The organism is Phyllobacterium sp. LjRoot231 (assembly GCF_964253365.1).
Lineage (GTDB): Bacteria > Pseudomonadota > Alphaproteobacteria > Rhizobiales > Rhizobiaceae > Phyllobacterium.
Genome location: NZ_CAXUQT020000001.1, coordinates 676,130 through 702,893 on the forward strand (window position 1 = coordinate 676,130; position 26,764 = coordinate 702,893).

Sequence of the window (26,764 nt, forward strand, 5' to 3'; positions counted from 1 at the left end):
GATAGCTGCGCCTAGTCGGTAAAGTCCGACTGCGCCAAGTCGTCGTCCTGGACGGGCGGACGGTCATCAATCTCGGATTGATAAGCAAGAAGAACAACAGCGAAGATTGCCAGGACCAGGGTCAAGTCGTGCATCTGACTATCCTCCTTACGCGGAAATAGCACCCTCGGTTCAAACGCCAAAAGCGTCCCGAGGTTGCGTTCAGTCTAGGTTTGTTCTTGGTCAAAAGGAGGCTTGAGGACGACAATTTGAGGGATTTCGATCACACTGCATTTACCGTTCACCCCATTGCCGTCGCACGCACGGGCATCCCCGATATGACGACCTTCGATGCGGGATCGTCGACCTTTCTCTCCACCAGTTTCGCAATGATTGCATCGCGGATCGGTCCGGCATAGGCCGACGGGCCGATGATCACGCGGTCAACGAGTTCGGGCAATTCGATTCCCATCACATTGTCGGCGGGGTTGTTTCTCAGCGGCATCCTGTAGACCGTCTGCGGAATTCCGCCGATGACGTCGTGGTGTTCGATCAGTTGGGTCGAGGGCCAAAGTTGCGGATTGGTCAGAACACGCCACTCGCGCTCGTCGCGCAGCCCCGGATGTTTAGAACATGTCGCCGCGAAGACCAGCATGAGGAACAGCATTTCGGTCAGTGCGGGTTTCGGTAATTTCGACAGGAAATCCTTGTTGGCAAGAACGCGCTGGGTAACGACCTTGAACTCGTCGTCGAGCTGGTGCCGCGTCCAGTACGCCACCGGGCTCGAGTAAGCTTTCAGAGCCTCCGTCACCTGCATGAAAGGTGCAACCTTGACGACTACGGCAATGCCAGTCTCACCCTTTTCATACGCGCGCCACAGGGACAACCGGCCGGTGTCATTTTCAGCGGGGTCATGCTCGGCGACCGACAGGACATAAGATTGTGTCCGCAAGCTTGGCAACCAATGGTAGTATTTCTTGATGGCTTCATCCCAGGCCCCGGGACTGCTCGCTTCAAGCGCCTCGGCCAGGGACGCACTGCCTTCCGGATGATTGTTCCACTGGTGCAGTTGCATGACACCCTGTTCGACATCGCGATAGTCGTTCATGCATCTCGTGTTTCCAAATCGTATTTCCTCCTGATCGAGGATGCGAAACAGATTTTCCGCCGTGGTGTAATGGACGAAGCGGGAATGCCCCTTGATGGCCAGGCGCCTGTCAAAAGTCGTCGGCATGAAGATGCTGAGCATCTTGACTACGTTAGGATCCCAGTCTTCCAAAATCAGTCCTCGACTCAAAATTCTATGATCTTCAAATGCGCACCGTTGGCAATGAAACTCAAGGTTCGTGCAGTCTCACATGATGAAATCATTCACGGTCCAGTCGTGATCAAAATCACCGACCACCGCGACGACGAGATCGGCATCGCCATCGCCATCCGTATCCCCTTCCAAATGGAGATAGTCCTTGGGGTAGACGTTCTCCGGCACCACGACCCGCAATTCGCCGGCAGTGCCGCTGAAATCGCCGTTGCGTATGAAATGGAAATCCTGCTTGCCGTCGATTGTCGTGTCCGCATCGATGGGCGAGACATCGATCCTGTCGCCTTCAGCCGAGCTGAAAATTCCAATCGTGTCGCCGTAAGCCTGGCCCTCGTGGTCCTGATCGCCATGTTCGGCATAGAGAAACCGGAATGTGTCGACTCCACCATTGCCAATGAGAATATCGAATCCGGCGCCTCCGGTCAGAACATTGTCATTGTCATCGCCTTCGAGGGAGTCGGCATACTGGCTGCCGGTCAGGTTCTCGATATTCGACAGGACATCTCCCGATCTCTCGCCAGTCAGCAGGCTTACCCAGGCGCCGGCATCGCCGAGCGTGTAGTCCACCGTATCGATGCCATCGCCGCCGTCGATATAATTGCCGGAGCCGACGCCACCGATGAAAAAGTCATCGCCCGCACCGCCCGTCATGACATCATCGCCCCTGCCGCCGCTGATGAAATCGTTGCCGTCTCCACCGGCAAGCCAGTCATTGCCATCCCCGCCTTCGAGGATATCGTCGCCGGCGCCTCCGTTCACGCGATCCGTGCCGCCGCCGCTGCTGATCCTGTCATTGCCATCGCCGCCGCGGATCCAGTCATCGCCGAGGCTGGAAACAATCCTGTCAGCTCCTGCGCCGCCGTCGATCCAGTTGCGGGCAACGTCTGGCGTGATACTGGTCGCTGAGCCCGCGATAATGGTGTCGTTGCCGCTGCCGCCATTCAGCCGGTTCTCGCCCTCGTCGCCAGCCATGACATCATTACCGTCGCCGCCGTAAAGCCAGTCCGAGCCATCTCCGCCGCCCATGCGGTCGTCGCCTGTCCCGCCGTCGAGCCAGTCGCTGCCTGCCCCGCCGATCATGAAATCCGCATCGTCGCCGCCAAAGAGACGGTCGTCGCCTTCACCGCCATTCATGCGGTCTTCGCCTGCCTCTCCCGCAAGGTGATCATTGCCACCATAGCCGGAGATCCAGTCGGCAAGCGGCCGTCCGTGCAGTCTGTCATCGGCAAACGTTCCCGGAATGTAGTTGCCATCTGCGTGCAAGGCTTCGACGCGTGCCAGGGCGGAGTGCCAGCTGTAACCAAGCTGCTTGAGACGATCCTCTTCCGCCATGGCACTCACTCCTCACATCAAGAAGTCATGGACCGACAACCCATCCCCGACATGTCCCGAGACTTCGGCGATCAAATCGGCAATGCCGTCGCCATTCGTGTCACCCTCGACCAGCCAATGATCTACGGTTGAACCGCCGTGTGCCGAGTGATCCTGTGGCGCGAGGAAAACCCGCAACTCGCCGGCAACGCCGGAGAAATCGCTTTCGCCGATGAAGTGGAAATCCTGATTGCCCGCTGTGCTCGTGTCGGCGTCGATCCGGCTGAGATCGATCCTGTCGCCTTCGCTGGCATTGAAATCGACGATGGAGGTCACATCGCTGTGCCCGCCTAGGGTCTGGGCGCCGGTTTCAACCTGACCAAAGATGAACGTGTCTGCCCCGGTACCGCCCACGAGGATATCGGATCCCGGGCCGCCAATGAGCTGATCATCGCCGGCACCGCCGTTCAGTGTGTCGTTGCCGGCGCCGCCATCGAGCGTATCGTTGTTATCGCCGCCGCGCAGGAAATCGTCGCCGGAACCACCAAGAAGATGATCCGCGCCCGTGCCGCCATCCAGCCAGTCCGTGCCTGAACCGCCAACAAGCGTATCATCGCCAGACCCCCCGTTCAGCCGGTCCTCGCCCGTGCCGCCATCGAGCGTGTCATTGCCATCGCCGCCATAGAGCCAGTCTTGTCCCGACCCTCCTTCCAGCCGGTCGTCGCCGGCTCCACCGTCCATCCAGTCACTGCCCTGTCCGCCAACGACATAGTCGGCGCCCGCGCCACCGTTGAGCCTGTCATCACCGGAGCCACCGTTCAATGTATCATCGCCTGCTCCGCCAAGGAGCGTGTCATTGCCGCGGCCGCCGTCAAGGTAATCATTACCTGCGCCGCCATCGAGATAGTCCGAACCATTGCCGCCGTCGAGCCAGTCCGTATCGGCGCCGCCAAGGAGGTGATCATCGCCGTTGCCGCCATCGAGGCGATCCTCACCGGCACCGCCATTGAGCGTATCGTTGCCGTCTCGCCCATAGAGATAGTCCTCGCCGTCGCCGCCAAGCAGCTTGTCATCTCCGGTGCCGCCATCCAGCCAGTCCGAGCCAGCGCCGCCAACGAGCGTGTCATTGCCTTCACCGCCCGAGAGGCCGTCATTGCCATCCAGGCCCACGAGCACATTATCGCCGGCATCACCGGAGAGCTTGTCATTGAAAACCGAACCGACGAGGTTTTCAAAACCGACGGCAAGCCGGTCGCCTTCGGCATCGCCGCCCCACGTGCCGAGCGCACCGGACCCATCGAGGCCGCCGAGGTGGACCATCACACCTTCGGACGAACCGACATAGGCCAGCGTATCGATGCCTTCATAACCGAAGAGCAGGTCGCTCCCGGCCTTGCCCTGGATAAAGTCATTGCCGCTGCCGCCGAAGAGCAGATCGTTTCCGTCGGTGCCGGTGAGTATCTGGTCCAGACCGTTGTCCGGGTGGATATTGAGGAGGTCGAGCAAGGAATTGTTCAGCGCCATTATGGCCCCCATTTTGAGACAGTAAGGTACGAGTTTATTGAGCTATATTTGGATATAGAGCTAAATTTCGTATTTCTTGCAAATGAATTTTTCATAACGAAGTATTGCAAAATATAACGTAAATGTACTTCAAATTTTGAATTAATTTATGCTTCGAATTCTTGCTGTTTTTTTAAAGGATCGGGTCTGTGCAGGGTCTGGCACAACCGCAGATACGGGCGGTTGTCGCGCCCATATCGGTCCGTGCCAAGAGGGCAACCGTACCCGACGTTACGGTCCGAACCGGCGAGATTTTGACCTGGCGATGGAGAGGTCCCGGGTCGTATTTCTTCAGTGCAAAATTTTCGAATGCAGCGATCGGAATCTGACCGATGATTTGCGCAAGAAAGATGGAAAATGGGACAAGAGTTAGCGATTCTCATGCAAGAATGTACGAAAATGGCGCAAGAATTTCAACCAGCGCGTGTAATTCAGTTGCATGCGGTTGAATTTACGTCCGCTAGAATTTTCCGATGACGTTGAGGAACACACCTTCGTCGTTGAGGGTAAGGTCGCGCAGATCATCGGAGAAGCAGCCGAAATTATAGCCGACGCCAACCTTGAAGTTGTCGCCGACATGGCGGTAAAGCGCGAGCAGCGCGCCATAATCCGTCGTGTCGGCTTCGGCCATGGACAGAACCCGGGCCTCGATCAGAGCATCCCAGCTCTTGACGAAAGTGACGTCGGCGCGAAGGATTCCAAGATGCGCCGAGGACGTTTCCCAAGCCGAAAACGTTTCGCGATCGTCGTCCGGCCGCTGCCGTGTCTCGCCATGGCGGAAGCCATATTTTCCGCCGATCGTGAGCCAGGGCGTCAGGTCGTAATTGGCATCGACCGAGAGAATATGGCTGCGCTGGGAGGGGCCAAATTCGTCACCGTTGATGGCGCTGACCTGATCTTCGCCGGGTGTATCGCGCAACCAGGCGTATTTGAACAGGGCGTTCAACCGGTCATTGTCGATCGGACGATAGGCGTAACCGACTGATAGTTCGACGTAATTTCCATCCCGAAACGATGTCTCGCGATCGGAGTCCGATAGGACCGCATCGATATTGGCGAGCAAACGCCAATCCTCCGACGTCTTCCAGCTCAGGCCGCTGGCGATCAGATAGGTGTTTGCGTCGCGGCTATCATCGTCGCTATTCTCGAAGCGCGCCTCGCCACGGATACGGGCGCTGATGCGCTCCTCGTCCTTGTAGCCGATGGCCAATGACACGGCTTTACGGTCGAAATCCGCACGCTCGAAACCGTCATCGGAATCGATCGTATCGTCCTCGATCCTCCCCGCTTCGAAGCCGCCGTCGATGGTCCAGGATTTGTCGAGTGTGTAGACCACGCCATAGGTTTCGGTCAGGGAATTGCGGGTTCCGAACAGATCGTAATTGCGCTCGGCATAGGCCAACAGCGTATCGTCCAGCTTGCGTTTTGCACCAACCACAATGGTGCCGCGATCGGTCCCGGAAAGGTCGTAACTGCGGTCCAGATCAAAGGCGCGGTCCGGATCCAGCCGGTAACCGACATAGTATGTATCCTCGGCTGTCGGATGATAGTTGATTGCTGCAAGAGCTCCAAACCCCTGATTACCATAGGAAATCTCGCCTTCAAGCTCGATTTTCTCTGTCAGCTGATAGTCCGTGCCAACACCGATTCGATCATTGCGATCGATATCGCCCGAACGCGAAATCGTGCCCTGGCCGAAGATGTAATAGGTGTGGTCATCATCCGGTGCGTATTCGAGCCGCGCGCCGCTGTCGAGCCGCGAGCCATTATATCCGGATTTGCCGGATGTGCGCGCAATAGGCGACTGCAAGTCGGTATAGGTCAGTCCGAAAGAAGCCTTCCAGTGCTCGTTCAGCTGCCAGCTAATCGCCGAGGCGCCCCTCCGCCTGGACCGTTCGCCGATGTCACGACCGTCGAAATCACTTGTGCCGCGGCCTTGCTTGTAATCGTCATAGTTGAGTTCGACACTGACAGCTTTGGTCACTTCGATATTGGCAAAAGCGCCGAAAATGCGCTCATCGACAGAAATCTGGTCGGCCAAGGTGGAGAAACCCGCCTGCTTTTGCTCATAATACCCGCCAACCGTACCTTTAATGCCGCTTTTGCTGATATCCTCAAGGTCGAGCTGTCCTTTGGTGCGCCAGGATGATGCCACACGGTTGCGCGTGCCGGTTGTACTGACATCGCTCAATGTCAAACCGCCATCGGTGGAACGCGAGGTGCTGAAACCCGGTCCTTTCGAACGGGCGACTTCCGCCTCGATGAAAGTGGTCTCGGAGTGACGCAGCTGGATATCGGCGCCGTAAGCCTGCTGGTTGGCGAGCCCGGTGTTCTCGTCCATGCCGGTGACGCCGATCCGCAGCTTGTCGGCGAACCAATGCTGAACTCTGCCGCCATAGACATACCCGTCGAGCGTACCCGCAACCGGCGTGAACTCATATTGCGAGATGAGGTAGACCTTGTTGCCGCCGAGCGCCCCGTCCCGCACCGGCTGATCCGTGCCCGTCGTGGACGAGACTGTGAACCTATAGGGAATGGTTGCGCCGGCCACGCTGCCCGACGGTGTTCCAGCGGTTTTCAAAACCGTCAGACCGGGGGCAGAAATGATCGGAGTGGTCGCAACGCTTGGCGGGCTGACAAACGGTGGGCCAATTGGAGGATTACCCTTGGCGGTTGCCGAGTTCTCCACCTCGCCTGTGTCGATATCCTTCTGCATCAGTGTATAAACCGCGGTGAAGGTGGCCGTGTCGCTGGCGCCCGGCGCAAGCATGATGGGGCCACCCCTGACCGTGATGCCGGGCAGGCTGTCGATGACGGTCACGTTGACCATCGTTAATGTGCCTGTATTCGTTACGGTAAATGTATAGGGGATGGTCGCGCCGACCACGTTGCCCGATGGTTTGCCTGCAGTTTTCACAATTGCGAGGGACGGCACCTTGGGGATGATCGTGGTGACAGTCGAGGGAAGGCTCTCCAGCGGATTGCCTTGCGGTGTCTTGCCCGTGGCCGTGGCCGTATTGACCACCTGACCGGCGTTCAGATCCGCCTGGGTCAGTTTATATGATGCGGTGAATGTCGTGGTGTCGCTTGCCTTGCCGGCGAGGGTGATGGGCCCGCCAGTGATGACGATATTCGGCAGTATGTCCGTAACCGTAATGCCTGAGACAGTGAGCACCCCGGGATTTGTCACCTTGAATGCGTAGGTGATGGCCGCGCCGACGGAAAATGTGGCCGGCGGGGTCGCGGTTTTGATGATCTCGAGTTGCGGATAGGTGACCGTTACCGTGGCCAGATTCGACAACGTACCGATGGCGTTCTTGAACGTGTACTGAATTGGCGTCGGCGAATCGCGATAACCTGTTTGCGGGGTAAAGGTCAGCGTGCCCGTCAGATCATCGTAGGACCACACGCCCTGTCCCGCCACCGTGAAGCCGGTTACATCACCATTGGCGTCCTTGATGATGCCTGTCGCTCCACTTGGTGCAGCGAGGTTGACCGAGGCCATCGAAAAACCTGTCGCCGGGCTGACCACAGAAAATACGCCGCCAGAACTTTTGACACCATCATTGTTCAGGATTTGAACAACGGCGGGCATGCCGATGTCGGCCTGTTGAATATCGTCAACGGCTGCCGGTGCACGGAAGTCGGAGCATTTCAGATCGAAGGAATCCGCCTCGGCGTAACTCGGGTTATCGAGTTTGATGAAAAATCCGTTATTGGCCGTCCTGCCCATCTTGAACACGCTCGTCGTCGAATAGGACATTTCGGCGCCGGATTCGGGTTGCGAGTCGTAGTTCTTGTCACCAATGTCACTGAACACCTCCGGGACGCCGGCAACGGTGCCAAAATCTCTGGTCAGGGTGGATTTCCTGGATATACGCGCGAATTCCACCGGAGGTGCGCACAATGGAATGAACAGCCGCTCGTTGTTGGGGCCATCGATATCGGCGAACTGTACCATGACTTCTGCCGAGACAGCCACACCGCCTGAATCGGTGGCAAGGTTGTAGGTACCCGCCTTGTAGATATACCAATCAATCCAAATCGTATCTTGACCTGCTGAGGAGATGCTAATCCGGGCGCCCGAACTACTAAAGTTTGGGTTCGTTGTCGCTTTGACGAGTTTCGCCACGAGATCGACGCTGACCCCGCCAACCGTGCCAGCGTTGCTATAAAGCGCGCGCTTACCCTGGCCAGTTCCGGTCTGCGGAACATCAGTTGCCGCCGAAATATTGGTGAACACAAGCTTGGCGGCAAGGGTCGGGGCACTTGCCAAGAGAAGCATCGCGAGGGAAAGGCAAATGGAGAGGAAAGCGGCGCGATGATTTTTCACGGGCAATGACCTGATTGAAAAAGCGTTCGGGATTCAGCAACACAACTGAAAGTAGAAATATACTCTAATACAAAAGTATAATAACCGATACTTATACAACTCACGGTGCTATTTTTGTATATGATTCTCTAAGTTGTAGTCAATAGCCTTGTCTTATTATACTTTAGAACTACTTGTAACGTTATTGTTTGACTTGACCGTCACACAACTTAAAGTTGTCCAAGAGCCACCAGACGTGCGCAACCATTTAGCGAGCCTGTGTTATAAGTGCCGGACACGGAATTGGTTCAACTTGACACATTGCAACCGGGTGCCCGCCGAACTAATATATTAATTGACCGGTTGGAGATTTTCATGGATACCCTCACTGCCCCAAGGCATTTGCGCCTTCACGCCAGCGACAACGTGATTGTCGCTGTTGATACGTTTCAGGTTGGCCAGCACATCGAGGCGGTGACCGTTACAGATCGTGTACCGCGTGGGCACAAGCTGGCGTCGCGATTGATCGATGCGGGTGAACCTGTGCGCAAGTTCGGCCAGATCATCGGCTCCGCCTCCAAGCGGATTGAACCGGGTGAATGGGTGCATGAACACAATCTCGACTACAGCAATTTCGTGCGCGAACCAGATGCAACGCACGCTGTCCATGCGAACGGCATTTTACCGATGGAGCAGCGCGCGACCTTCGAAGGTTTCCGGCGAGCCAATGGCCGTGCCGGCACGCGCAACTATATCGGCGTCCTGACCTCGGTAAATTGCTCCGCCTCTGTTGCGCGCTTTATCGCAGAGGCTGTGCAGAAGTCTGGCCTGCTCGATGACTACCCGATGATCGACGGCATCATTCCCCTCGTGCATGGTGGCGGCTGCGCACTTGATGTGAAGGGCGAAGGCTACGAGGTTCTGAAGCGCACGCAATGGGGCTATGCGACCAATCCGAACATTGCCGCCGTGCTGATGGTCGGCCTTGGTTGTGAAGGCTTCCAGATCGGCCGCTGGAAGGAAGCCTATAATATTGTCGAGAGTGATACGTTCCGCAGCCTGACGATTCAGGAAGTCGGCGGCACACGCAAAACGATGGAAGCGGGCGTCGCGGCGGTGCGCGATATGCTCCCGAAAGCCGCCAACGTGAAACGCGAGACAATTCCGGCATCGGAACTGATGCTTGCCTTGCAGTGCGGCGGCTCCGATGGTTATTCCGGCATCACCGCCAATCCAGCCTTGGGCTCAGCGGTCGACTTGCTGGTGCAGCACGGTGGCACGGCCATCCTTTCCGAAACACCGGAAATTTACGGCGCAGAGCATCTGCTGATTGAACGGGCTTCGAACCCGGAGGCGGTCAAACGGCTGCAGGATGTCATCGCCTGGTGGGAGGATTATACCGCCCGCAACAAGATGGAGATGAATAATAACCCGTCTCCCGGCAACAAGGCTGGTGGACTGACCACCATTCTTGAAAAGTCGCTGGGCGCCGTCGCCAAGTCCGGAACGACTCCGCTCGAAGCAGTGTACGGTTATGCCGAGCCGGTGACAGCCCACGGCCTCGTCTTCATGGACACGCCCGGTTACGATCCGGTTTCAGCGACGGGACAGGTCGCGGGCGGCGCGAATATCCTTGCGTTCACGACCGGACGCGGCTCGGCCTATGGCTGCAAGCCGACGCCATCGATCAAGCTTGCTACCAACACACCGATGTATAATCAGATGATCGAGGACATGGACGTCAATTGCGGCGATGTTCTCGACGGCGTGTCGATCGAAGACAAGGGCCGCGAGATTTTCGAACACATCCTGAAAGTCGCGTCCGGCCAGCGCAGCAAGTCGGAAGAACTCGGCTATGGCGATGCAGAATTCGTGCCCTGGCAGATCGGCGCTACGATGTGATGCTATGCGGTGGTCTGCTGCTGTTTGGCGCGAGCGACAATCTGTGTCGGATTGACGAAACGCAGGGCGATCAGCAGCCAAACCAGCGTCGTGATCATGTAAACCACGGCCATCGCATCGATGGATTGCACAGCGCGAACACCTGAAGCAAAGACCGAATAGTAGAGGGCCACAACGAGCGTTTGACTGGTCGGGCCTGCCGTCAGGAATGTCAGCTCGAACATCGCCACCGTGCGCACCAGAACCAGTAGCAACGCTGCCAGAATGCCCGGCAGCAGCATGGGCAACAGCACATACCTGAACAACTGGAATGTGCCGGCACCGAACACCCGCGCCGCCGCTTCAACCTTTGGATCTATCTGTTCGATGAACGGGATCATGACGAGGATCACGAAGGGGACCGTCGGCACGAGATTGGCGAGAACGACGCCCCAGAACGTGCCACCAACACCGGCCTGGTAGAGCACTGTAGCCAGCGGGATGCCGAAGGTGATCGGCGGCACCAGCAGCGGCAGCAGAAACAGCAGCATGACCAGTTTCTTGCCGGGAAAATCGCGCCGCGCCAAGGCATAGGCTGCAGTCACACCAAGGAGGCCGGAGAGGGCAACCACGGTGAAGACGATCTGGAACGTGACGATGAGCACATCGCTCAGCTGGAATTCCGACCAGGCGGTGAAGTACCACTTCGTTGTCCAGCCAGCGGGTAGCCATGTGCCAAGCCAGCGTGTGCCGAACGAAGAAATGATGACCGTCGCGATCATCGCCAACAGATTGATGATGAAAAAGACCACGACCGCCCAGACAGCGGTGATCCAGAGTTTTGCGCCAATGGTCGTATCGCGGATCATGATCAACCCTTTCCGCCCGCGGTCGACCCGCGATAGAACATGTTGCGGATGCCGAGGATCGCCACGACAATGAGCAGTTGTACCGCAGCCATGATCATCGCGATGGCCGAAGCCATGGAATAATCATACTGCTCGAAGGCTGCCTGATATGCTGCAATGGAGATGACGCGCGTCGGTCCTGCCGGAGCACCAAGCAAAATTGCCGAGGGGAACACGGCGAAGGCCTGGACGAACGAGAGACAGAACGCGATGGCAAGACCGGGGATCAGCAAGGGCAGCATGACGTAGCGAAAACGTTGCCAGCTTTTGGCGCCATGCGTCGCTGCAGCTTGCTCAAGTGCCGGATCGATGCCTGACACATAGGAGAGTGTGAGCAGGAATGTGAACGGAAAGCCTGTGATGATCAGGGAAGCGAAAACGCCCCAATAATTGTTGGTCAATTTGAGCGGCCGATCAATAGCGCCAAGCACCATCAATGTCCGGCTGAACCATCCTTGTGGCCCCAGATAGTTCAACAGCCCTTCGGCCACAAGCACTGTGCCGAGCGTCACCGGCAGGACCAGAATGGTCGTCAGCAGCCGCTGGTGCGTCAGCAGCCGCACACGGAAAGCCACCGGCAGAGCGATGGCGATGCTGATGATCGTCACCGGCACAGCCAGCCACAGCGTGGTCAAGATGGTGTCATACAGGAACGGATCGGAAAAGAACTTGCTGTAATTGGCAAAAGCCCCTCCCTCCGCCGGCGTGAACGACAAAATCAACCCGTAGATAAATGGATAAATGAACACCGCTAGGAGGAAGAGCACTGCCGGCAGGACCAGAAGCGTGACGCCGTCGACGCCGCGCAAGGCAAGCCGCTGACGCAGCGACATGCGGTTGTCAAATGGGGTTGAGGTTACACTTGCCATGGCAGTCATGCCGCAAAAGCCAGCGCACGCGCCGGATCGATGGAGAGCCAGATCGAGCTGCCGAGCTCCGCGGTTTGTGGCGCATGGAAGACCAGTTCAAGACCTTCCGCTGTGCGCGCTGTACCAACGAATTCGCGGCCCCGGTATTCGATGGTTTCGACAAGCGCCTCGACGGTTTGATCAGACTTTTTACCGGCAACGACATCGTCCGCGCGGGCCGCTATGACAGCGGCATCACCGACTTTCAAATTATCACGTGCTGTTCCTATCAGAGTGGCTTTGCCAACGGCAACTTGTGTCCGGTCTCCATCCTTTGAGACGACTTTCCCGGTCAGACGGTTGCGGTAGCCCATGAACTCCGCCACGTCCAGATGATCCGGGCGCTCGTAAAGATCGCTGGGCGCGCCTACCTGACGGATCTCGCCATCACGCAGCACCACGACGCGATCCGCCAAAGACAGAGCCTCGTCTTGATCATGGGTGACGTAAACCGTGGTCGCGCCAAGCTGATTGTGGATGCGGCGAATTTCCGCGCGCATCTCCAGCCGCAACTTCGCGTCGAGGTTGGACAGCGGCTCGTCCATGAGAACCAGCGGCGGCTCGATGACGATTGCGCGAGCAATGGCAACGCGCTGCTGCTGACCGCCCGACAATTGCCCCGGCAATTTATGACCCTGTCCTTGCAGCCGGACGAGGTTCAGTGCCTCTTCGACGCGCTTTTCGATCTCCGCCTTGGCGACCTTACGCATCTTGAGGCCGAAGCCGATGTTCTGGCGCACCGTCATGTGCGGAAACAGCGCATAATTCTGAAAGACCATGCCGAAGCCGCGATCCTCCGGCTTCAGCGTATCAATGCGCTTGTCGTCGATGAAAATACCACCACCGGTCGTCGATAATAGTCCGGCAATGCAGTTGAGTGCCGTCGACTTGCCGCAACCGGACGGCCCGAGCAGTGCGATGAACTCGCCTTTGCGGATCGAGAGGGACACGTCCTTCAATGCATTATGCGCTCCGAAAGCGCGGCTCATGCGGTCAAGACGGATTTCACTGAATGGTGATGACGCAAGCAGCATCGGGTACCCTTATAAACGGACATCATCCGGATTGCCTCCGGATGATGTGACTATCGGCGATGTCAGGACTTCTTGCCTGCGACTTCTTCATCCCAACGGCGGAATGCGACAACCATCGAAGATGGCTCCAGCGGAATTTCCACGGGATTATTGGCAATCCAGTCCGCATATTCCTTGCGACCAAACTCGGCGATCGCATCCTGGCTCTCCTGCGGCGCCATGGTGATAGGCACATCCTTTACCGACGGACCTGGATAGAAATAGCCCTGATCATAGGTGAAAGCCTGTTGTTCAGGCGTGAGCAGGAAGCTCATCATATCGAGAAGGACGGCAAGCTTGTCATCAGCAATGCCTTTCGGAACGCACATATAATGTGCGTCGGCGACCCAATGGAAACCCTTGAGTGGCGCGACCGCCGCTTCCTTCGGGACAACGCCAAGAACCCGCGGATTTATGTCCCAGCCGGTGGTGGATACAGTCATGTCGCGCGTGCCTTCGCCGAGTTCCTTCATCAGAGCGCCCGTACCGGTCGGATAGTACTCGATATATTTATGCAGCTCCTTGAGATAGGCCCAGGTTTTGTCCCAGCCCTTTACCGGATCACGCGGATCAGTGTCGCCGAGCAGGTAGGGCAGGCCCATCAAGAAAGTACGGCCGGGGCCGGAATTTGCCGGGCGCGCGTACAGGAACTTGTTCGGATTTTCCTTGGCCCATGCCAAAAGCTCTTCCGCCGTGGTCGGGACCTTCTTGACGCGATCCGGCATGTATTCGAGCAGCGGGCCGGATGGGTAGTAGGTGACCACCACCCCGAAATCCTTGCCGAGCGCCAGCATGCGATGCGCGGGCTCAAGATAGATCGAAGCGAGATCCGGCAGGGAAGCGGAATGGTCCGGCAGAAGCTTGACCCACAGATCCTGGGCGATACCAGCGGAAAGTGCATCGGTGCCTGTCAGAACGAGGTCAATATCCAAGCGGTTTGCAGCCTGCTGAGCTTTGATCTTGCCCGGAAGTTCCGGAGCTGGCGCCTTGGTGAAGGTGATCTTGGACACGAGTTCCGGCTTGGCTTTGGCGTAATTTTCAATAGCTGTCTGCGTCAGCGCGAGATTGCCTGCCACGTCGGCGATATTCAGCGCGACGGGCGACGTTGGCAGCGCCAGCTTTGCTTGAGCGAAGAGACGCGTCGCCGGCAATGTGGCGACTGCGGCCAGACCCCCAAGGGCCTGCCTGCGTGTGATACGGATCATGGTTTTCCTCCCTGTTAACTCCAAGCCCGTTTTCGGGCAGCCGGGCTCCCGTCCGACATATTATATTTAATATATTAATCTATCAGATGCATATAGCAAGGCCTTTTGGCCTTGCACTTTAGGACAACACAACTGCTGTGGCGGCGCCATCTTTTAGAAGCCTCTCCAACGCATGGCACACGGTTTCCCGGAATTTCTGGCTTTTCGGAAGGTCTTTTCCAAAGACCTCTGCCAATCCTAGATAGACATCAACGATCTCGTTCGCCTTCCTCTTTCCCGCAGTGCGCTGCTTGAATTCATTGGCGAGCGGATCGCGCACGTCGATCGGTTTACCGTTTTCGTCCACCCCGGTAGCGTAACGCATCCAGCCAGCCACTCCGAGAGCGAGACGATCGAAAGGTTTCTTCTGCTCCAAGCGCTTGCGAATCGTGTTCAACAGGCGCTGTGGCAGCTTCTGCGAGCCATCCATGGCAATCTGCCACGTACGATGACGGAGCGCCGGATTGCGAAAGCGCTCGCGCAACTGAGTCTTGTAAGCAACCAAATCGAAGCCCGGAAGCGGCGGCAGTGTCGGCGTAATCTCCTCATCCATCATCGCTTCGATGAGCGTGCTGAAGCCTTCGGCCCTCATCACATCGGAGACTGTCTCGTGACCGGCCAGATAACCGAGATAGGCCAGCGTCGAATGACTTCCATTCAAGAGTCTGAGCTTCATCAGCTCGAATGCATCGACATTATCGACAAATGTCACCCCGTACTTCTCCCAGACGGGGCGGCCTGAAGGAAAATGGTCCTCCACCACCCACTGCGTGAAAGGCTCGGTCATGATCGGCCAGGCATCGGACAGTCCGGTGGATTGCGCCACCGTCGCGCGATCGGCGTCGGTTGTCGCCGGAACGATGCGGTCGACCATTGTCGAAGGAAAGGCCACATTATCTCGGATATATAGCCCAAGCGCAGGATCGCGCAGTTCGGCAAAACGGGTGACGACCCTCTTCAGGGTTTCGCCATTGGAGGGAAGGTTATCGCAGGACAGCAGTGTGAACGGTTCGCTGCCATTGGCGCGGCGACGGGCGAGAGCTTCGACGATGAAGCCGATGGCCGAACGCGGCGCAGCAGAATTGGCGAGATCATGGACGATATCCGTATGGATTTCGTCGAGCGAAGCGGTAGCAGGCGAATAGCAATAGCCCTTTTCCGTCACGGTCAGTGACACGATCCTGACGTCGGGATCTGCCATCGCAGCAAGTACCGCTTCCGGATTTTCCGGTGCCACCAGCACCTTTCCGATGCTGCCTATCACACGGAAGCTGTCGCCGCCGCCATCGCGTGACGCAACCGTATAAAGCCCATCCTGCGGTTCGAGTGCCTCGCGGGTTTCACCACTGCGCAACGAAACGCCCAGGATGCCCCAGCGATTGTCACCACTGGCGAGCACGCTGTCCGTATAGACAGCCTGATGTGCCCTGTGGAATGCACCAATGCCGAGATGCACGATACCAATCCGAACCAGGCTTCGATCATAGCCGGGCAGCTCCACATCTTTTGCCAGATGATGCAGCGTCGCGTTGGAGAGGCGGGGCTTTTCAGTCATTCTATGCCTGCAATTCTTCTGTCGGTTTCAAAGCTTGTAGGCTTGTTTCGCCAGCCGGTAGGCAAGATCGTGCGCGATCTCATGCGCCTCATCCTCATCCAACCTGTGATCGGCGACAAGCCGCGCCAGGAATGCGCAATCGACACGCCGGGCCATATCATGGCGAGCGGGAATAGACAGATAGGCGCGCGTATCGTCGTTGAAGCCGACCGTATTGTAGAAACCAGCGGTCTCCGTGGTCAGTTCACGGAAGCGGCGCATGCCTTCCGGACTATCATGAAACCACCAAGCGGGACCGAGGCGCAAGGCCGGATAGTGGCCGGCCAAGGGTGCGAGTTCCCGGCTGTAGCTGGTTTCATCGAGGGTAAACAGGATGAGCGTCAGGCGAGGATCGTTACCAAACGCATCAAGCAGAGGCTTCAGGTCCTCGACATAGCCGGTAGAGCGCGGAATATCGGCGCCCTTGTCCGTTCCAAATCGTTCGAAAAGTGCGGGATTGTGATTTCGATATGAGCCAGGATGGATCTGCATGACCAGTCCATCCTCGATACTCATTCGTGCCATTTCTGTCAGCATCTGCGCGCGGAAGAGGTCGGCGTCTTCAGGCGAAGCGCCTTTCAGCACGCGTTCGAACAGCGCTGACGCCTCGGAGACCGGGAGGTTGGCGGTACGTGCATTCGGATGCCCGTGATCGCTGGAGGTGGCGCCACGCTGCTTGAAATAGGCACGGCGCTTGTGATGCGCTTCGAGATACCCCTGATAGTCGAGCTTGCTGCCTGCAAGTGCGACGAAATCTTCGACATTGGCGAGGAAGTCAGCACGCGCCGCATCCACGACCGCGTCAGGGCGGTAGGCAGGGATAACACGGCCATCCCAGCCTGATTTCAGGATCGCGTCATGCGCCGCGAGTTCATCGGTCGCGGTATCAGTCGTCGAAATGACTTCGATGCCAAATTGCTTGTAGAGCGCACGCGGCCGCATGGATGGTTTCGTGAGGCGCTCTGCAATCCGATCATAAAGCGCATCTGCATTCTTCTCGCCAAGGCGTTCTTCGATACCGAAAACCGTTTCCAGCGCATGCTCGAACCACAGGCGGGACGGCGTGCCGCGAAACAGATAGAAGTGCTTGGCAAACAGCCGCCATATCTTGCGACCGTCAGTCTCAACTGGCCCGCCATCCATGCGCGGCACGCCAAGGTCTTCAAGCTTGACGCCTTGCGAGTAGAGCATGCGAAAAATATAGTGATCCGGCTTGACGAAAAGGCTGGCGGGGTCCGGAAAAGCCTCGTCACAAGCGTACCAAAGCGGATCGGTATGACCATGCGGCGAGACAATCGGTAGGCGTTCGACAGCGCTGAACAGACGGCGGGCAATCCCGCGTGCATCGGGCTCGATCGGAAAAAGTCGGTCAGGATGAAGTGCCATCATGCGTCCTTACTTTGGTACTGATCATTGCCGTCCCTTCAGCACTGTTCTAAGCGAGGTCCTTTCACGGACTTACGGTACAGGTTGCGCCATTTGTGCACATTCGGCGTCGATGATCTTGGCGAAGAGTAAATAATAATATATTAGTATGTCAACTGTGGCCAAATGCGTTTGATATCATCGCAGAACGCCGGTCTTGGACTATGAATTTATATGGTATTCCATCATTCAATGGATCAGATGATCCGTGGCATGTGGAAATGGAGCGCTGCAATGACAGCAGAGAATCGGGGAGACAAGAGTGTAGCCGTTGCGACGCCAACCGAGGTGCGAGCTTCAGATGTCGAGAGCAGCGCACGCTCTGCGCGGTTCGGACCGCGCGGTGCACCGGTCGGGCGGATGACGACCGCAACGGCCATTTACCGCGAGCTTCATGCCGCCATTGTTGCCATGGAGATGACACCGGGAACAGCGCTTAACGAAAAAGTCCTGACCGAACGCTTCGGCGTCAGCCGCACGCCGGTGCGCGAGGCGCTGATCCGGCTGGTCGAAGACGGGCTTGTCGACGTCTTTCCGCAATCGGGAACATTTGTCGCTCGCATTCCAGTTGCGCTTATCCCGGAAGCGGTCGTGATCCGCCAGGCGCTTGAGGGTGCAACGGTGGAGCGCGCCGCGGCCGTCGCAACCGCAAAGGATATTGAATGGCTGGACGAAATCCTTGCCCGCCAGCAATTCTTTGCAGACCGGCAGAATATGAGCGCATTTCACGAGGCCGACGAGGCTTTCCATGAAGCGATTGCCGGAATTTCCGGCCATCCCGGCATCTGGCATTATTTGAAGCCGGTGAAGGTGCAGATTGACCGGGCGCGGCGTATGACACTGCCGGGTTTGGGGCGCATGGAGCATGTGCTGTCCGAGCACAGGATCATTCGCAACGCTATCGAAGCCCATGACGTGCCTGCCGCCTGTGCCGCGATGAAACAGCACCTGAATGCCGTCATTCCCGATATTGAGACCTTGAGAAAAAGCCACCCCGGATCATTTGTTTGATCGAGGCGGGAAGACAAAATTTGACGGAGAAATGAATGCGTCAGGCATGGCGATGGTTTGGCCCGAAAGCCGGTGTATCACTCGACAACGTGCGGCAGGCAGGAGCAACCGATATTGTGTCGGCGCTGCACGAAGTGCCGATCGGCCAGGCTTGGACCGTATCGCAGGTGCATGAGCGTAAGTCACTGATCGAAACGACACCGGCCGGCCGTACCCAGCTCACATGGTCCGTCGTCGAGAGCATTCCCATTCCTGATGCGGTGAAGCGTCTCGGTGGCGCTGCCAAGCACGAGATTGCCGCCTGGATCGCCAGCATGGAAGCGCTCGCGGCCAACGACATCAAGGTCATCTGCTATAATTTCATGCCCGTGGTCGATTGGTGCCGCACCGATCTCGATTATGTCACGCCGACCGGTTCGACAGCCATGCGCTTCGACCATAACGTGTTCGCTGTGTTCGATCTGCACATCCTGCAGCGCGAAGGTGCCGAAAACGATTACTCACAGGCTGACCGCGAGATTGCCAGCGGCCTGTATGAAGCCATGGACGCGCAGGAAATCGCCGATCTTACGCGGAACATTGCCAGCGCCCTTCCCGGCTCAACGACCGAACCGCTGACCATACCTGCGTTCCGCGACAAGCTCGAAGCCTATTCCGGCATCGACGCGAACCGGCTGCGCCAGCATCTGGTCGAATTCCTGGAGGCGGTGACACCCGTTGCCGAGAACCTCGGCGTCAAGCTGACCCTGCATCCAGATGATCCACCGCGCTCACTCTTCGGCCTGCCGCGCATCGCCTCAACCGAAGCAGACTATGCGGCACTGTTCGATGCGGTACCCTCACCTGCCAACGGCATGTGCTTTTGCACCGGCAGCCTTGGCGTGCGCGCCGATAATGATCTGCCGAAGATCGCCAGACGCTTTGCCGGGCGCATTCACTTCACCCACCTGCGAGCAACAACGCGCGAGGGCGATGGTCGCAGTTTTCACGAAGCGGCTCATCTTGAAGGCGACGTCGATATGGTAGCCGTGCTGCGCGAACTCCTTGCGGAAGATCGCAAGCGCGACAAGGCCAACAGCATCATTTTCCGCTCTGATCACGGGCACCGCATGCTCGACGATTTGACCAAGGAAGTGACGCCCGGTTATCCGGCAATCGGTCGCCTGCGCGGTCTAGCTGAACTGCGCGGTATCATCCACGCTCTGGATGCCCGCGCGCTGGCATAATCCGGATCAATTTTTTAGTTTTAAAGCCCTGGTTTTTCATGAGCCGGGGCTTTTCTACATCTAAAGCGGTAACAATTTTTCAGACAAGCTAGTCAACTTGGTGCCAGAGCCTCAATAATTCGATGAATATTTATCACATTGTTGCCATATTTTTATCCGTTTGCGGCCATACCGCATTCAAATCAAAGCATCTTCAATCACGTTTTGAGTCATATTAAGACAAGTTTTTTGAGTAACTTAGATCATCTTTCTGGTTGATCTCGCCACTGTTTCCCGAACGGGGACACCTCGAGGCCACATTTCTCCAAAATAGAAGGAGCTACTCGCTCACGCCACGATCTACTTGCCCGGGGGTCAATCTCTACGCGTGTGTCTTCAGTCCGGCAGTTCTGCCGCGGGCTACCTTAGTGTGAATTCACATGATCTCTTTCGCAAGTATCCGCATGGTACTTATCTCATCCATCCCTTTTCTGATGTTTGGCGCTGTATCAGCCAATGCCGGTTCCGCCTGTGGCGGTGCTTCCTGGTACGCCCTTCATTCCAGAACCGCTTCAGGCGAACGGATGAATCCTTCCGCGCTTACCGCCGCTCACCGTACATTGCCGCTCGGCTCCCGGGTCAAAGTTACGAACCAGCGCAACGGCAAGACGGTCGTGGTGCGCATCAACGATCGCGGGCCATTCATCAGAGGCCGCGTGCTCGACCTTTCCAAAGGCGCAGCAAACCGCCTCGGCTTTGTGGGCGCTGGTCACACCAATATCTGCATGGCCCGCCTATAACCTCGCAGGATGTTGACATTGCCGCAATATTGACCTTGACCATCGAACGTGACATCGCCATGTGAACATTCCAGATAAAGTCGGGGACGTTCCATGGTACTCAAAGTTGCGGTCCAGATGGACCATATCAATTCGATCCGAATCGCCGGCGATACCACCTTTGCGCTTTGCCTTGAGGCACAGAAGCGCGGCCACACGCTCTACCACTACACACCTGACCGGCTCAGCATGCGTGACGGCGTGGTTTCAGCGCGTGTGGAGGAACTCGACGTCCGCGATGTCGAAGGCGACTATTATACCCTCGGTGAACAGGTTTCGCGCGATCTGTCGGAGATGGACGTGGTCCTGCTGCGTCAGGATCCGCCCTTCGATATGAACTATATCACGACCACGCATATACTGGAGCGCATTCATCCGAAGACGCTTGTCGTTAATGATCCGGCGTGGGTGCGCAACAGCCCCGAAAAGATTTTCGTTACTGAGTTTCCGGACCTGATGCCGGAAACGCTGATCACCAAGGACCCATTGGAAATCGCGGCATTCCGCAAGGAATTCGGCGACATCATTCTGAAACCGCTTTATGGCAATGGTGGCGCAGGCGTGTTTCACCTCGCCGACGGTGATCGCAATCTGACATCGCTGCTCGAAATGTTCGGCCAGATGTTCCGCGAACCCTTCATCGCCCAGCGTTATCTGAAAGATGTGCGTGCTGGCGACAAGCGCATCATCCTGATCGACGGCGAACCCGCCGGCGCCATTAACCGTGTGCCGTCTGAAACCGACTCGCGTTCCAACATGCATGTGGGTGGACGCGCCGAGAAAACCGAACTTACGACACGTGAGCGCGAAATCTGCGCACGCATTGGCCCATCCTTGCGCGAGCGCGGCTTCATTCTGGTGGGTATCGACGTCATCGGCGATTACATGACCGAAATCAATGTGACGTCGCCAACGGGAATTCGCGAGGTCAAGCGCTTTGGCGGCGCGGATATCGCCGCATTGTTCTGGGATGCTGTGGAAGCCAAGCGCGGGTAGTTCTCGTCCTTTCCAATCTGTTCCCTTATTGTTCTTGTCATGCGGCGTGAAGTGTGCTGATGTGCGTTCATTGGTATTCTTCATTTTTAAACGTCTGCTTTTTCAAGAAAGATTTCATGGTCACCCGCGTTCGTACGGTTGCCTTCCAAGGTATTGAAGCCCAGCCTGTCGATGTTCAGGTGATGATTGCCCCCGGCAAAATGGGAATGCATATTGTCGGTCTTCCGGACAAGGCAGTGGCCGAAAGCCGCGAGCGGGTACAAGCGGCATTGCATGCCTCCGGGCTTTCAATGCCCGTGAAGAAAGTCACGGTTAATCTCGCACCTGCTGATTTGCCCAAGGAAGGAAGCCATTACGATCTGCCGATTGCCGTGGGGTTGATGGCGGGGCTTGGCGCCATGCCTGCCGACGCATTGCAAAACTATGTGGTGCTGGGTGAACTGTCACTTGATGGAACCATCACCCATGTTGCGGGCGTGCTGCCCGCAGCAATTGCTGCCAACCGGCAGGAGAAGGGGCTGATATGTCCAGCATCCTGTGGCCCTGAAGCAGCGTGGGCCGGTTCCGACATTGATATTCTCGCGCCGCGCAGTTTGATCCAGCTTGCCAACCATTTTCGCGGTACACAGGTCCTGTCGCGTCCTGAGCCTGTCATGCAGGCGAGCGCGACCGGACTGCCCGATCTTGCCGATATAAGAGGCCAGGAGAGTGCACGGCGCGCGCTGGAGGTCGCGGCAGCGGGTGGGCACAATCTCTTGATGTTGTGCCACATTAATAAAGGTTGCGATTACGAGACAGCAATCGGACCAAAGCGGGCATTAACAACGGTCGACATCATTTCGAGGAGTAAGTCTGGGACCCAGCCGACCTGGACCCAACTCCAACCGCATCCTTCTGTTCTAAAGCGCCTTCTCTTAATCTGTGGTATAGTTTGTGAGGGGAAATTCGACCCAAACAGGGGGACGGTCATGGACCGTAAACTTGTTACCATTCTTGCAGCCGATGTCGTTGGCTACTCCACGCTCATGGAGAAGGACGAACAGGGAACCTTCGAGCGTCTCAGGGCCGGGCGAAAGGAACTGTTCGAACCCGAAATCGCCCGGCACCATGGTCGTATCTTCAAGCTTATGGGCGACGGTCTACTGGCGGAGTTCGGCAGCGTGGTCGATGCGGTCGAATGCGCGGTGAGCCTGCAGCGGGGCCTGACGGAGCGCAACGTCAACGTCCCCGAGGACCAACGCATTCAGGTACGCATCGGCATCAATCTCGGCGAAGTGATCGTTGAGGGAGATGACTGCTATGGCGACGGCGTCAACATTGCCGCGCGGCTCGAACAGCTCGCCGATCCCGGCGGCATTTGCGTGTCGGCCAAGGTGGCGCGCGAGGTGGAGAAAAAACTCTCATTCGGCTTCGAGGCGATGGGAGAGCAGAAGGTCAAGAACATTGCTGAGCCAATACAAATCTTCCGCGTCAAGTTTGACGGGATTCCTCTACCGCCCAGACGTACTGGAAAACAGGGGAAATATTGGCCGGCCGCCGCAATTGGCAGTCTCTTCGCTCTGCTAATCGCGGGGGGCGGTACCTGGTATGCTCTGCAGCCTGAGGAGGCACTGGCGCGCGAATCCTCTATCGCGGTGTTGCCCTTCGCCAACATGAGCGGCGATCCAGCCCAGGACTATCTCGGCTCTGGTATTGCAGAGGACATCATCACCATGCTCTCGTCCTATCCCGGTCTGCGCGTCGTCTCCCGCACCTCAAGTTCCGTCTACGACAAGCCAGTGAAGGTGCAGCAGGTCGGGGAAGACCTCAAAGTCAGCTACGTTATCGAAGGAAGCGTCAGAAAAGCGGGCAATAATGTGCGCGTCACTGCACAGCTCGTTGACGCATCGACGGGAGAACATGTGTGGGCCAATCGCTATGACGAAGAGGGCAGCGATGTGGCCGCTCTGCAGGATGACGTGGCCAACAGGATTTATGCCACAGTTGCAGGGCTTAAGGGAGAGATCAGGAAAAAGGAAGAGGCTGACGCCTGGAGCAAATCGGCCCCCAGTCTGGAAGAATACGACTATTATCTGCGCGGCCACCAGTTTTTCTTTCAATTCACCAAAGAGGGCAATGAGAAGGCACGGGTAATCTGGCAGGAAGGGTTGGCGAAGTTTCCCGACTCCGCACTATTGCGGACAAAAATAGCCGCTTCATACATGCAGAACCTCTACAACGACTGGACCGATGACCGTTGGCGCGATACGGAAATGGCGTGGAAGATGGGTACCGAAGCAGCGGCCATACCACACAAATCGCGGCTCGAGACTTTGTTGAGCCATTGGATGATGGCACCCCTATACCAGTTGCATGACGGCGATTTCGAGCGCTCGGTGGTCGAGGCTGAAGCGGCAGCCAAGCTTGTCCCCTATGATGCATTTACCCGGGCGGACCTTGCATACTATTTGGTCAACGCCGGGAAATACGACCTGGCGATTGAATGGCTGGAAGAATCGATCCGGCGCGATGCCAGCCCCATGGACTGGTATTTTGGATATTTGGCCATGGCCTATTATTTCGCTGACCGTCCGGCGGATTCTGTGACCACATTCCAAAAAATGAAGGCACCGTGGAACGTCAATCTGGCGGCAGCCTATGCGCGAGTTGGCAAGCTGGACGAGGCGCGCGCCAGCATTAGAAAGCTTCTCAAAGCCAAACCCGGTTGGACCATCCAGAAGGAAGCAGTCTGGCCGACGATGAAGCAACCGCAATACACCGAACTGCTTCTCAAAGCCTATCTCGCCGATCTCGCCAAGGCGGGGTTGCCGGACAAGTAGCTCGATCCCCGCGCGAAGTTGTGGGGTATCCGACGATGTCGATGTGGCATGCGTCCAGTAATGGCTTCAACTTACAACCTGCTGTAAACTGCGAGACAATCCGCGAAAGACCGAGCATGGAGCGTCACCTCGCAGCCGTCCTGATCGCCGATGTCGTCGGCTATGGCCGCTTGAGCCAGATCGATGAGGAGGGGACGCGCGCGCGTTTTCAGATTGATCTAAAGGAAGTATTCGAGCCCACGATCGCGGCGGACCATGGCCGATTGGTCAAAACCATGGGCGACGGCATCTTGGTCGAGTTTCACAGCGTCGTCGATGCATTGCGCTGTGCCGTGGAGGTACAGCAGCAGAAGGCGAAGCGGAATGCAGATATGCCGGCTGAACAGCGACTCGATTTCCGCATCGGCATTCATACGGGCGACATCATCGTCGAGGGAGACGACATCCACGGCGATGGCGTCAACGTCGCGGACCGGATACAGGCACTGGCCGAGCCGGGAGGCATCGCCTTGTCTGGGATGGCCTACGACCACGTCAAAGGAAAACTGCCGATCGTCTTTGCCACGCTCGGCGAGCAAAAGGTCAAGAGCATAGCCGAACCAATTCGGGTCTATCGTGTCGTGCTCGACCCGGCGGCAGCGGGCAAAACCGTAGGTTCCAAACCAGGTCTGTTGTCATCATGGCACGTTCCGGCCGCAGCGGCGGGTGTCCTCATCATTGCCATCGTCCTCGCGGCGACATGGTGGCGGCCGTGGGAGCCGACGACGAACTCTGCCTCGCCCGCTCAAAATGTGGTGGCCGATGCCCGGCCATCCCTGGTAGTGCTTCCGTTCGACAACCTGAGCGACAACAAGGAGCAGGAGTATCTTGCAAACGGGTTCACCGAGGACCTCACCACGGAGTTGGCGCGCGTACCCGGCCTGTTCGTCATCTCGCGCAACGCAGCCTTCGCTTACAAGGACAAGGAGACAAAACCTGCAGAGATCGCGGCGGCGCTGGGTGTCCGGTTTTTGCTGGAAGGTTCGATCCGCCGCGTCGGAAGCGACATGCGCATCAACGCGCAGCTGATCGATGCGGCGACTGCCGGGCATCTTTGGGCAGAACGTTTTGACGGTCAGTGGGCAGATGTCTTCACTCTGCAGGACAAGGTCGTCACCAGTATCGCAGGTGCGCTCAAGCTCCGCCTCGTTAGCGGTCAGAACAAGTCCGATTTCGCTGGAGGTACCAAAAATCCGGCCGCGTATGACGCCTACCTGAGGGGCATGGACATCTATAACCGCACCAACACTCCCGAGGAATTTGCCCAGGCGGTGAAATACTTCCAGCAAGCATTGCAGCTCGATCCGAATTTCGGAGCGGCAGAAGCCTCGCTTGCCTGGGCCTATTGGGATGCGGACGACCAGCGGGCTGCGGCTATGGGCCTCTCAGGGGAAGCGGCCTACGACAAAGTATTTGAATCTTTGGAGGCCGCGGCCAAGCATCCCTCGCCATTCTACTATCAGCTCATCGCCGAACTGCTAGTGCGCGAGCATAGGTCTGACGAGGCGGTCGCCGCCCTGCCGAAGGCTGTAGCGCTTAATCCCAGCGATCCCTGGAATTATGTGGTGTTGAGCCAAGCCCTGAACTTCAACGGCAGGCCGAAGGAGGCGCGTGACTATCTCGATGCCGCCATGCGTGTCGACCCGGGCTGGACGGACTGGCGGCACTACCAGGCCGGGTTGGCCGACTTCGGTCAGGAAAAATACGAAGAAGCTATCGGTTCTCTTGAGAAAATCGACTTTCAGTCGACCGATCCATGGCCGAAGTTCTTTGGTTTGCAGGTTCTTCTTTCCGCGTACGGACATCTCGGGCGCGACGAGCAGGTGGCTGCCTATAGGGAGAAGGTGACGAAGGTTCTCGCGGACAGAAACGAAGGCGAGCCAACCCAGTTGCTCATACAGAAGTATTTCGTATTTAAGAACGAGGCAGACATCGAGCGTCTACTCGGCGGCCTGAGCAAGGCAGGCTTGCCGGAACTACCCGCAGACATCAATCTCGATCCGAACGATCGGCTGGCCGGAGCGGAAATCAGGTCTCTCGTGTTAGGCCACGAACTGCGCGGCCGCAACACCGCGCCTGACATCGAACCGTACAGGCGCGGGGTAACCGCCGACGGTTCCATTACCGTGACGTTCGGCTCACGCACGAGAACCGGCAAGTCCTGGGTCCAAGGGAATTTTCTGTGCAGTGCCTTTCCTAAGTCCCTGACTTCCTGCGGTGCGGTCTTCCGCAATCCCTCCGGGACGCGTGAGAAAGAGAACGAATATCGATCGATCTACCGTACGAACAGTGTCGAGTTCTCGGTCGTGAATTGAGCTGGCCCGAAAATGCTCTAC

General features: G+C 57.3%; 17 protein-coding genes and 1 pseudogene. 7 read left to right on the top strand and 11 right to left on the bottom strand.

What is annotated here, in order from left to right:
• Positions 1-11 precede the first annotated feature (11 nt).
• From ACSQ3H_RS03245 to ACSQ3H_RS03265, 5 genes are all read right to left on the bottom strand, one after another.
• Positions 12-134, bottom strand: coding sequence for a hypothetical protein (locus ACSQ3H_RS03245; RefSeq protein ID WP_436115716.1), 123 nt, complete (start codon positions 132-134; stop codon positions 12-14).
• Positions 135-280: 146 nt separating this feature from the next.
• Positions 281-1,087 (bottom strand): DUF2971 domain-containing protein, encoded by an 807-nt coding sequence (locus tag ACSQ3H_RS03250; RefSeq protein ID WP_436115717.1) that lies wholly within the window; start codon positions 1,085-1,087, stop codon positions 281-283.
• A 246-nt stretch (positions 1,088-1,333) separates the two neighbouring features.
• Positions 1,334-2,632: a calcium-binding protein gene (locus ACSQ3H_RS03255; protein ID WP_436115718.1), complete on the bottom strand. Its 1,299-nt coding sequence runs from the start codon at positions 2,630-2,632 to the stop codon at positions 1,334-1,336.
• 12 nt (positions 2,633-2,644) lie between these two features.
• Positions 2,645-4,135 carry a calcium-binding protein gene (locus ACSQ3H_RS03260; protein ID WP_436115719.1) on the bottom strand — a complete coding sequence of 497 codons (1,491 nt, stop codon included), beginning with the start codon at positions 4,133-4,135 and terminating at the stop codon, positions 2,645-2,647.
• Positions 4,136-4,634: 499 nt separating this feature from the next.
• Complete coding sequence (locus ACSQ3H_RS03265; RefSeq protein ID WP_436115720.1) at positions 4,635-8,507, bottom strand: DUF7507 domain-containing protein; 3,873 nt, start codon at positions 8,505-8,507, stop codon at positions 4,635-4,637.
• A 354-nt stretch (positions 8,508-8,861) separates the two neighbouring features.
• On the opposite strand from ACSQ3H_RS03265, the gene ACSQ3H_RS03270 reads away from it, so the two are divergent.
• A complete protein-coding gene (locus tag ACSQ3H_RS03270) occupies positions 8,862-10,388 on the top strand; it encodes a UxaA family hydrolase (RefSeq protein ID WP_436115721.1) in 1,527 nt (508 codons plus the stop codon).
• A 2-nt stretch (positions 10,389-10,390) separates the two neighbouring features.
• Here ACSQ3H_RS03270 and ACSQ3H_RS03275 read toward each other — a convergent pair whose 3' ends face one another.
• The 6 genes from ACSQ3H_RS03275 to uxaC all read right to left on the bottom strand — a co-directional run bounded on the left by ACSQ3H_RS03275 (position 10,391) and on the right by uxaC (position 17,480).
• Positions 10,391-11,236: an ABC transporter permease gene (locus ACSQ3H_RS03275; protein ID WP_436115722.1), complete on the bottom strand. Its 846-nt coding sequence runs from the start codon at positions 11,234-11,236 to the stop codon at positions 10,391-10,393.
• 2 nt (positions 11,237-11,238) lie between these two features.
• Positions 11,239-12,144, bottom strand: a complete 906-nt coding sequence (locus ACSQ3H_RS03280) for an ABC transporter permease (protein ID WP_436115723.1) — start codon at positions 12,142-12,144, stop codon at positions 11,239-11,241.
• A 5-nt stretch (positions 12,145-12,149) separates the two neighbouring features.
• A complete protein-coding gene (locus ACSQ3H_RS03285; protein WP_436115724.1) occupies positions 12,150-13,217 on the bottom strand; it encodes an ABC transporter ATP-binding protein in 1,068 nt (355 codons plus the stop codon).
• A 62-nt stretch (positions 13,218-13,279) separates the two neighbouring features.
• Entirely contained in the window at positions 13,280-14,458 is a 1,179-nt protein-coding gene (locus ACSQ3H_RS03290) for an ABC transporter substrate-binding protein (protein ID WP_436119332.1), read from the bottom strand.
• A 121-nt stretch (positions 14,459-14,579) separates the two neighbouring features.
• Positions 14,580-16,055: a mannitol dehydrogenase family protein gene (locus ACSQ3H_RS03295; protein WP_436115725.1), complete on the bottom strand. Its 1,476-nt coding sequence runs from the start codon at positions 16,053-16,055 to the stop codon at positions 14,580-14,582.
• A 27-nt stretch (positions 16,056-16,082) separates the two neighbouring features.
• Positions 16,083-17,480 (bottom strand): glucuronate isomerase, encoded by a 1,398-nt coding sequence (uxaC, locus tag ACSQ3H_RS03300; RefSeq protein WP_436119333.1) that lies wholly within the window; start codon positions 17,478-17,480, stop codon positions 16,083-16,085.
• A 273-nt stretch (positions 17,481-17,753) separates the two neighbouring features.
• Between uxaC and ACSQ3H_RS03305 the strand changes: the two genes are divergently transcribed.
• The 6 genes and pseudogenes from ACSQ3H_RS03305 to ACSQ3H_RS03330 all read left to right on the top strand — a co-directional run bounded on the left by ACSQ3H_RS03305 (position 17,754) and on the right by ACSQ3H_RS03330 (position 26,743).
• Positions 17,754-18,530: a GntR family transcriptional regulator gene (locus ACSQ3H_RS03305; RefSeq protein ID WP_436115726.1), complete on the top strand. Its 777-nt coding sequence runs from the start codon at positions 17,754-17,756 to the stop codon at positions 18,528-18,530.
• Positions 18,531-18,565: 35 nt separating this feature from the next.
• A complete protein-coding gene (uxuA, locus tag ACSQ3H_RS03310; protein WP_436115727.1) occupies positions 18,566-19,756 on the top strand; it encodes a mannonate dehydratase in 1,191 nt (396 codons plus the stop codon).
• A gap of 443 nt (positions 19,757-20,199) precedes the next feature.
• Positions 20,200-20,535, top strand: coding sequence for a septal ring lytic transglycosylase RlpA family protein (locus tag ACSQ3H_RS03315; protein WP_436119334.1), 336 nt, complete (start codon positions 20,200-20,202; stop codon positions 20,533-20,535).
• Positions 20,536-20,628: 93 nt separating this feature from the next.
• Positions 20,629-21,570 (top strand): glutathione synthase, encoded by a 942-nt coding sequence (gene gshB / locus ACSQ3H_RS03320; RefSeq protein ID WP_436115728.1) that lies wholly within the window; start codon positions 20,629-20,631, stop codon positions 21,568-21,570.
• 116 nt (positions 21,571-21,686) lie between these two features.
• Positions 21,687-23,000 (top strand): annotated as a pseudogene (locus ACSQ3H_RS03325) (magnesium chelatase domain-containing protein); the annotation flags it as partial.
• 1,505 nt (positions 23,001-24,505) lie between these two features.
• Positions 24,506-26,743, top strand: a complete 2,238-nt coding sequence (locus tag ACSQ3H_RS03330) for an adenylate/guanylate cyclase domain-containing protein (RefSeq protein WP_436115729.1) — start codon at positions 24,506-24,508, stop codon at positions 26,741-26,743.
• Positions 26,744-26,764: the final 21 nt, after the last annotated feature.

Coding starts and splice junctions, on each gene's coding strand:
- ACSQ3H_RS03260 (WP_436115719.1), bottom strand. CDS start 4,135: ATGGCGCTGAACAATTCCTTGCTCGACCTCCTCAATATCCACCCGGAC.
- ACSQ3H_RS03245 (WP_436115716.1), bottom strand. CDS start 134: ATGCACGACTTGACCCTGGTCCTGGCAATCTTCGCTGTTGTTCTTCTT.
- ACSQ3H_RS03295 (WP_436115725.1), bottom strand. CDS start 16,055: ATGACTGAAAAGCCCCGCCTCTCCAACGCGACGCTGCATCATCTGGCA.
- ACSQ3H_RS03315 (WP_436119334.1), top strand. CDS start 20,200: ATGGTACTTATCTCATCCATCCCTTTTCTGATGTTTGGCGCTGTATCA.
- gshB (WP_436115728.1), top strand. CDS start 20,629: ATGGTACTCAAAGTTGCGGTCCAGATGGACCATATCAATTCGATCCGA.
- ACSQ3H_RS03285 (WP_436115724.1), bottom strand. CDS start 13,217: ATGCTGCTTGCGTCATCACCATTCAGTGAAATCCGTCTTGACCGCATG.
- uxaC (WP_436119333.1), bottom strand. CDS start 17,480: ATGGCACTTCATCCTGACCGACTTTTTCCGATCGAGCCCGATGCACGC.
- ACSQ3H_RS03250 (WP_436115717.1), bottom strand. CDS start 1,087: ATGAACGACTATCGCGATGTCGAACAGGGTGTCATGCAACTGCACCAG.
- ACSQ3H_RS03305 (WP_436115726.1), top strand. CDS start 17,754: ATGACAGCAGAGAATCGGGGAGACAAGAGTGTAGCCGTTGCGACGCCA.
- ACSQ3H_RS03280 (WP_436115723.1), bottom strand. CDS start 12,144: ATGGCAAGTGTAACCTCAACCCCATTTGACAACCGCATGTCGCTGCGT.
- ACSQ3H_RS03270 (WP_436115721.1), top strand. CDS start 8,862: ATGGATACCCTCACTGCCCCAAGGCATTTGCGCCTTCACGCCAGCGAC.
- ACSQ3H_RS03275 (WP_436115722.1), bottom strand. CDS start 11,236: ATGATCCGCGATACGACCATTGGCGCAAAACTCTGGATCACCGCTGTC.
- ACSQ3H_RS03330 (WP_436115729.1), top strand. CDS start 24,506: ATGGAGCGTCACCTCGCAGCCGTCCTGATCGCCGATGTCGTCGGCTAT.
- ACSQ3H_RS03255 (WP_436115718.1), bottom strand. CDS start 2,632: ATGGCGGAAGAGGATCGTCTCAAGCAGCTTGGTTACAGCTGGCACTCC.
- uxuA (WP_436115727.1), top strand. CDS start 18,566: ATGCGTCAGGCATGGCGATGGTTTGGCCCGAAAGCCGGTGTATCACTC.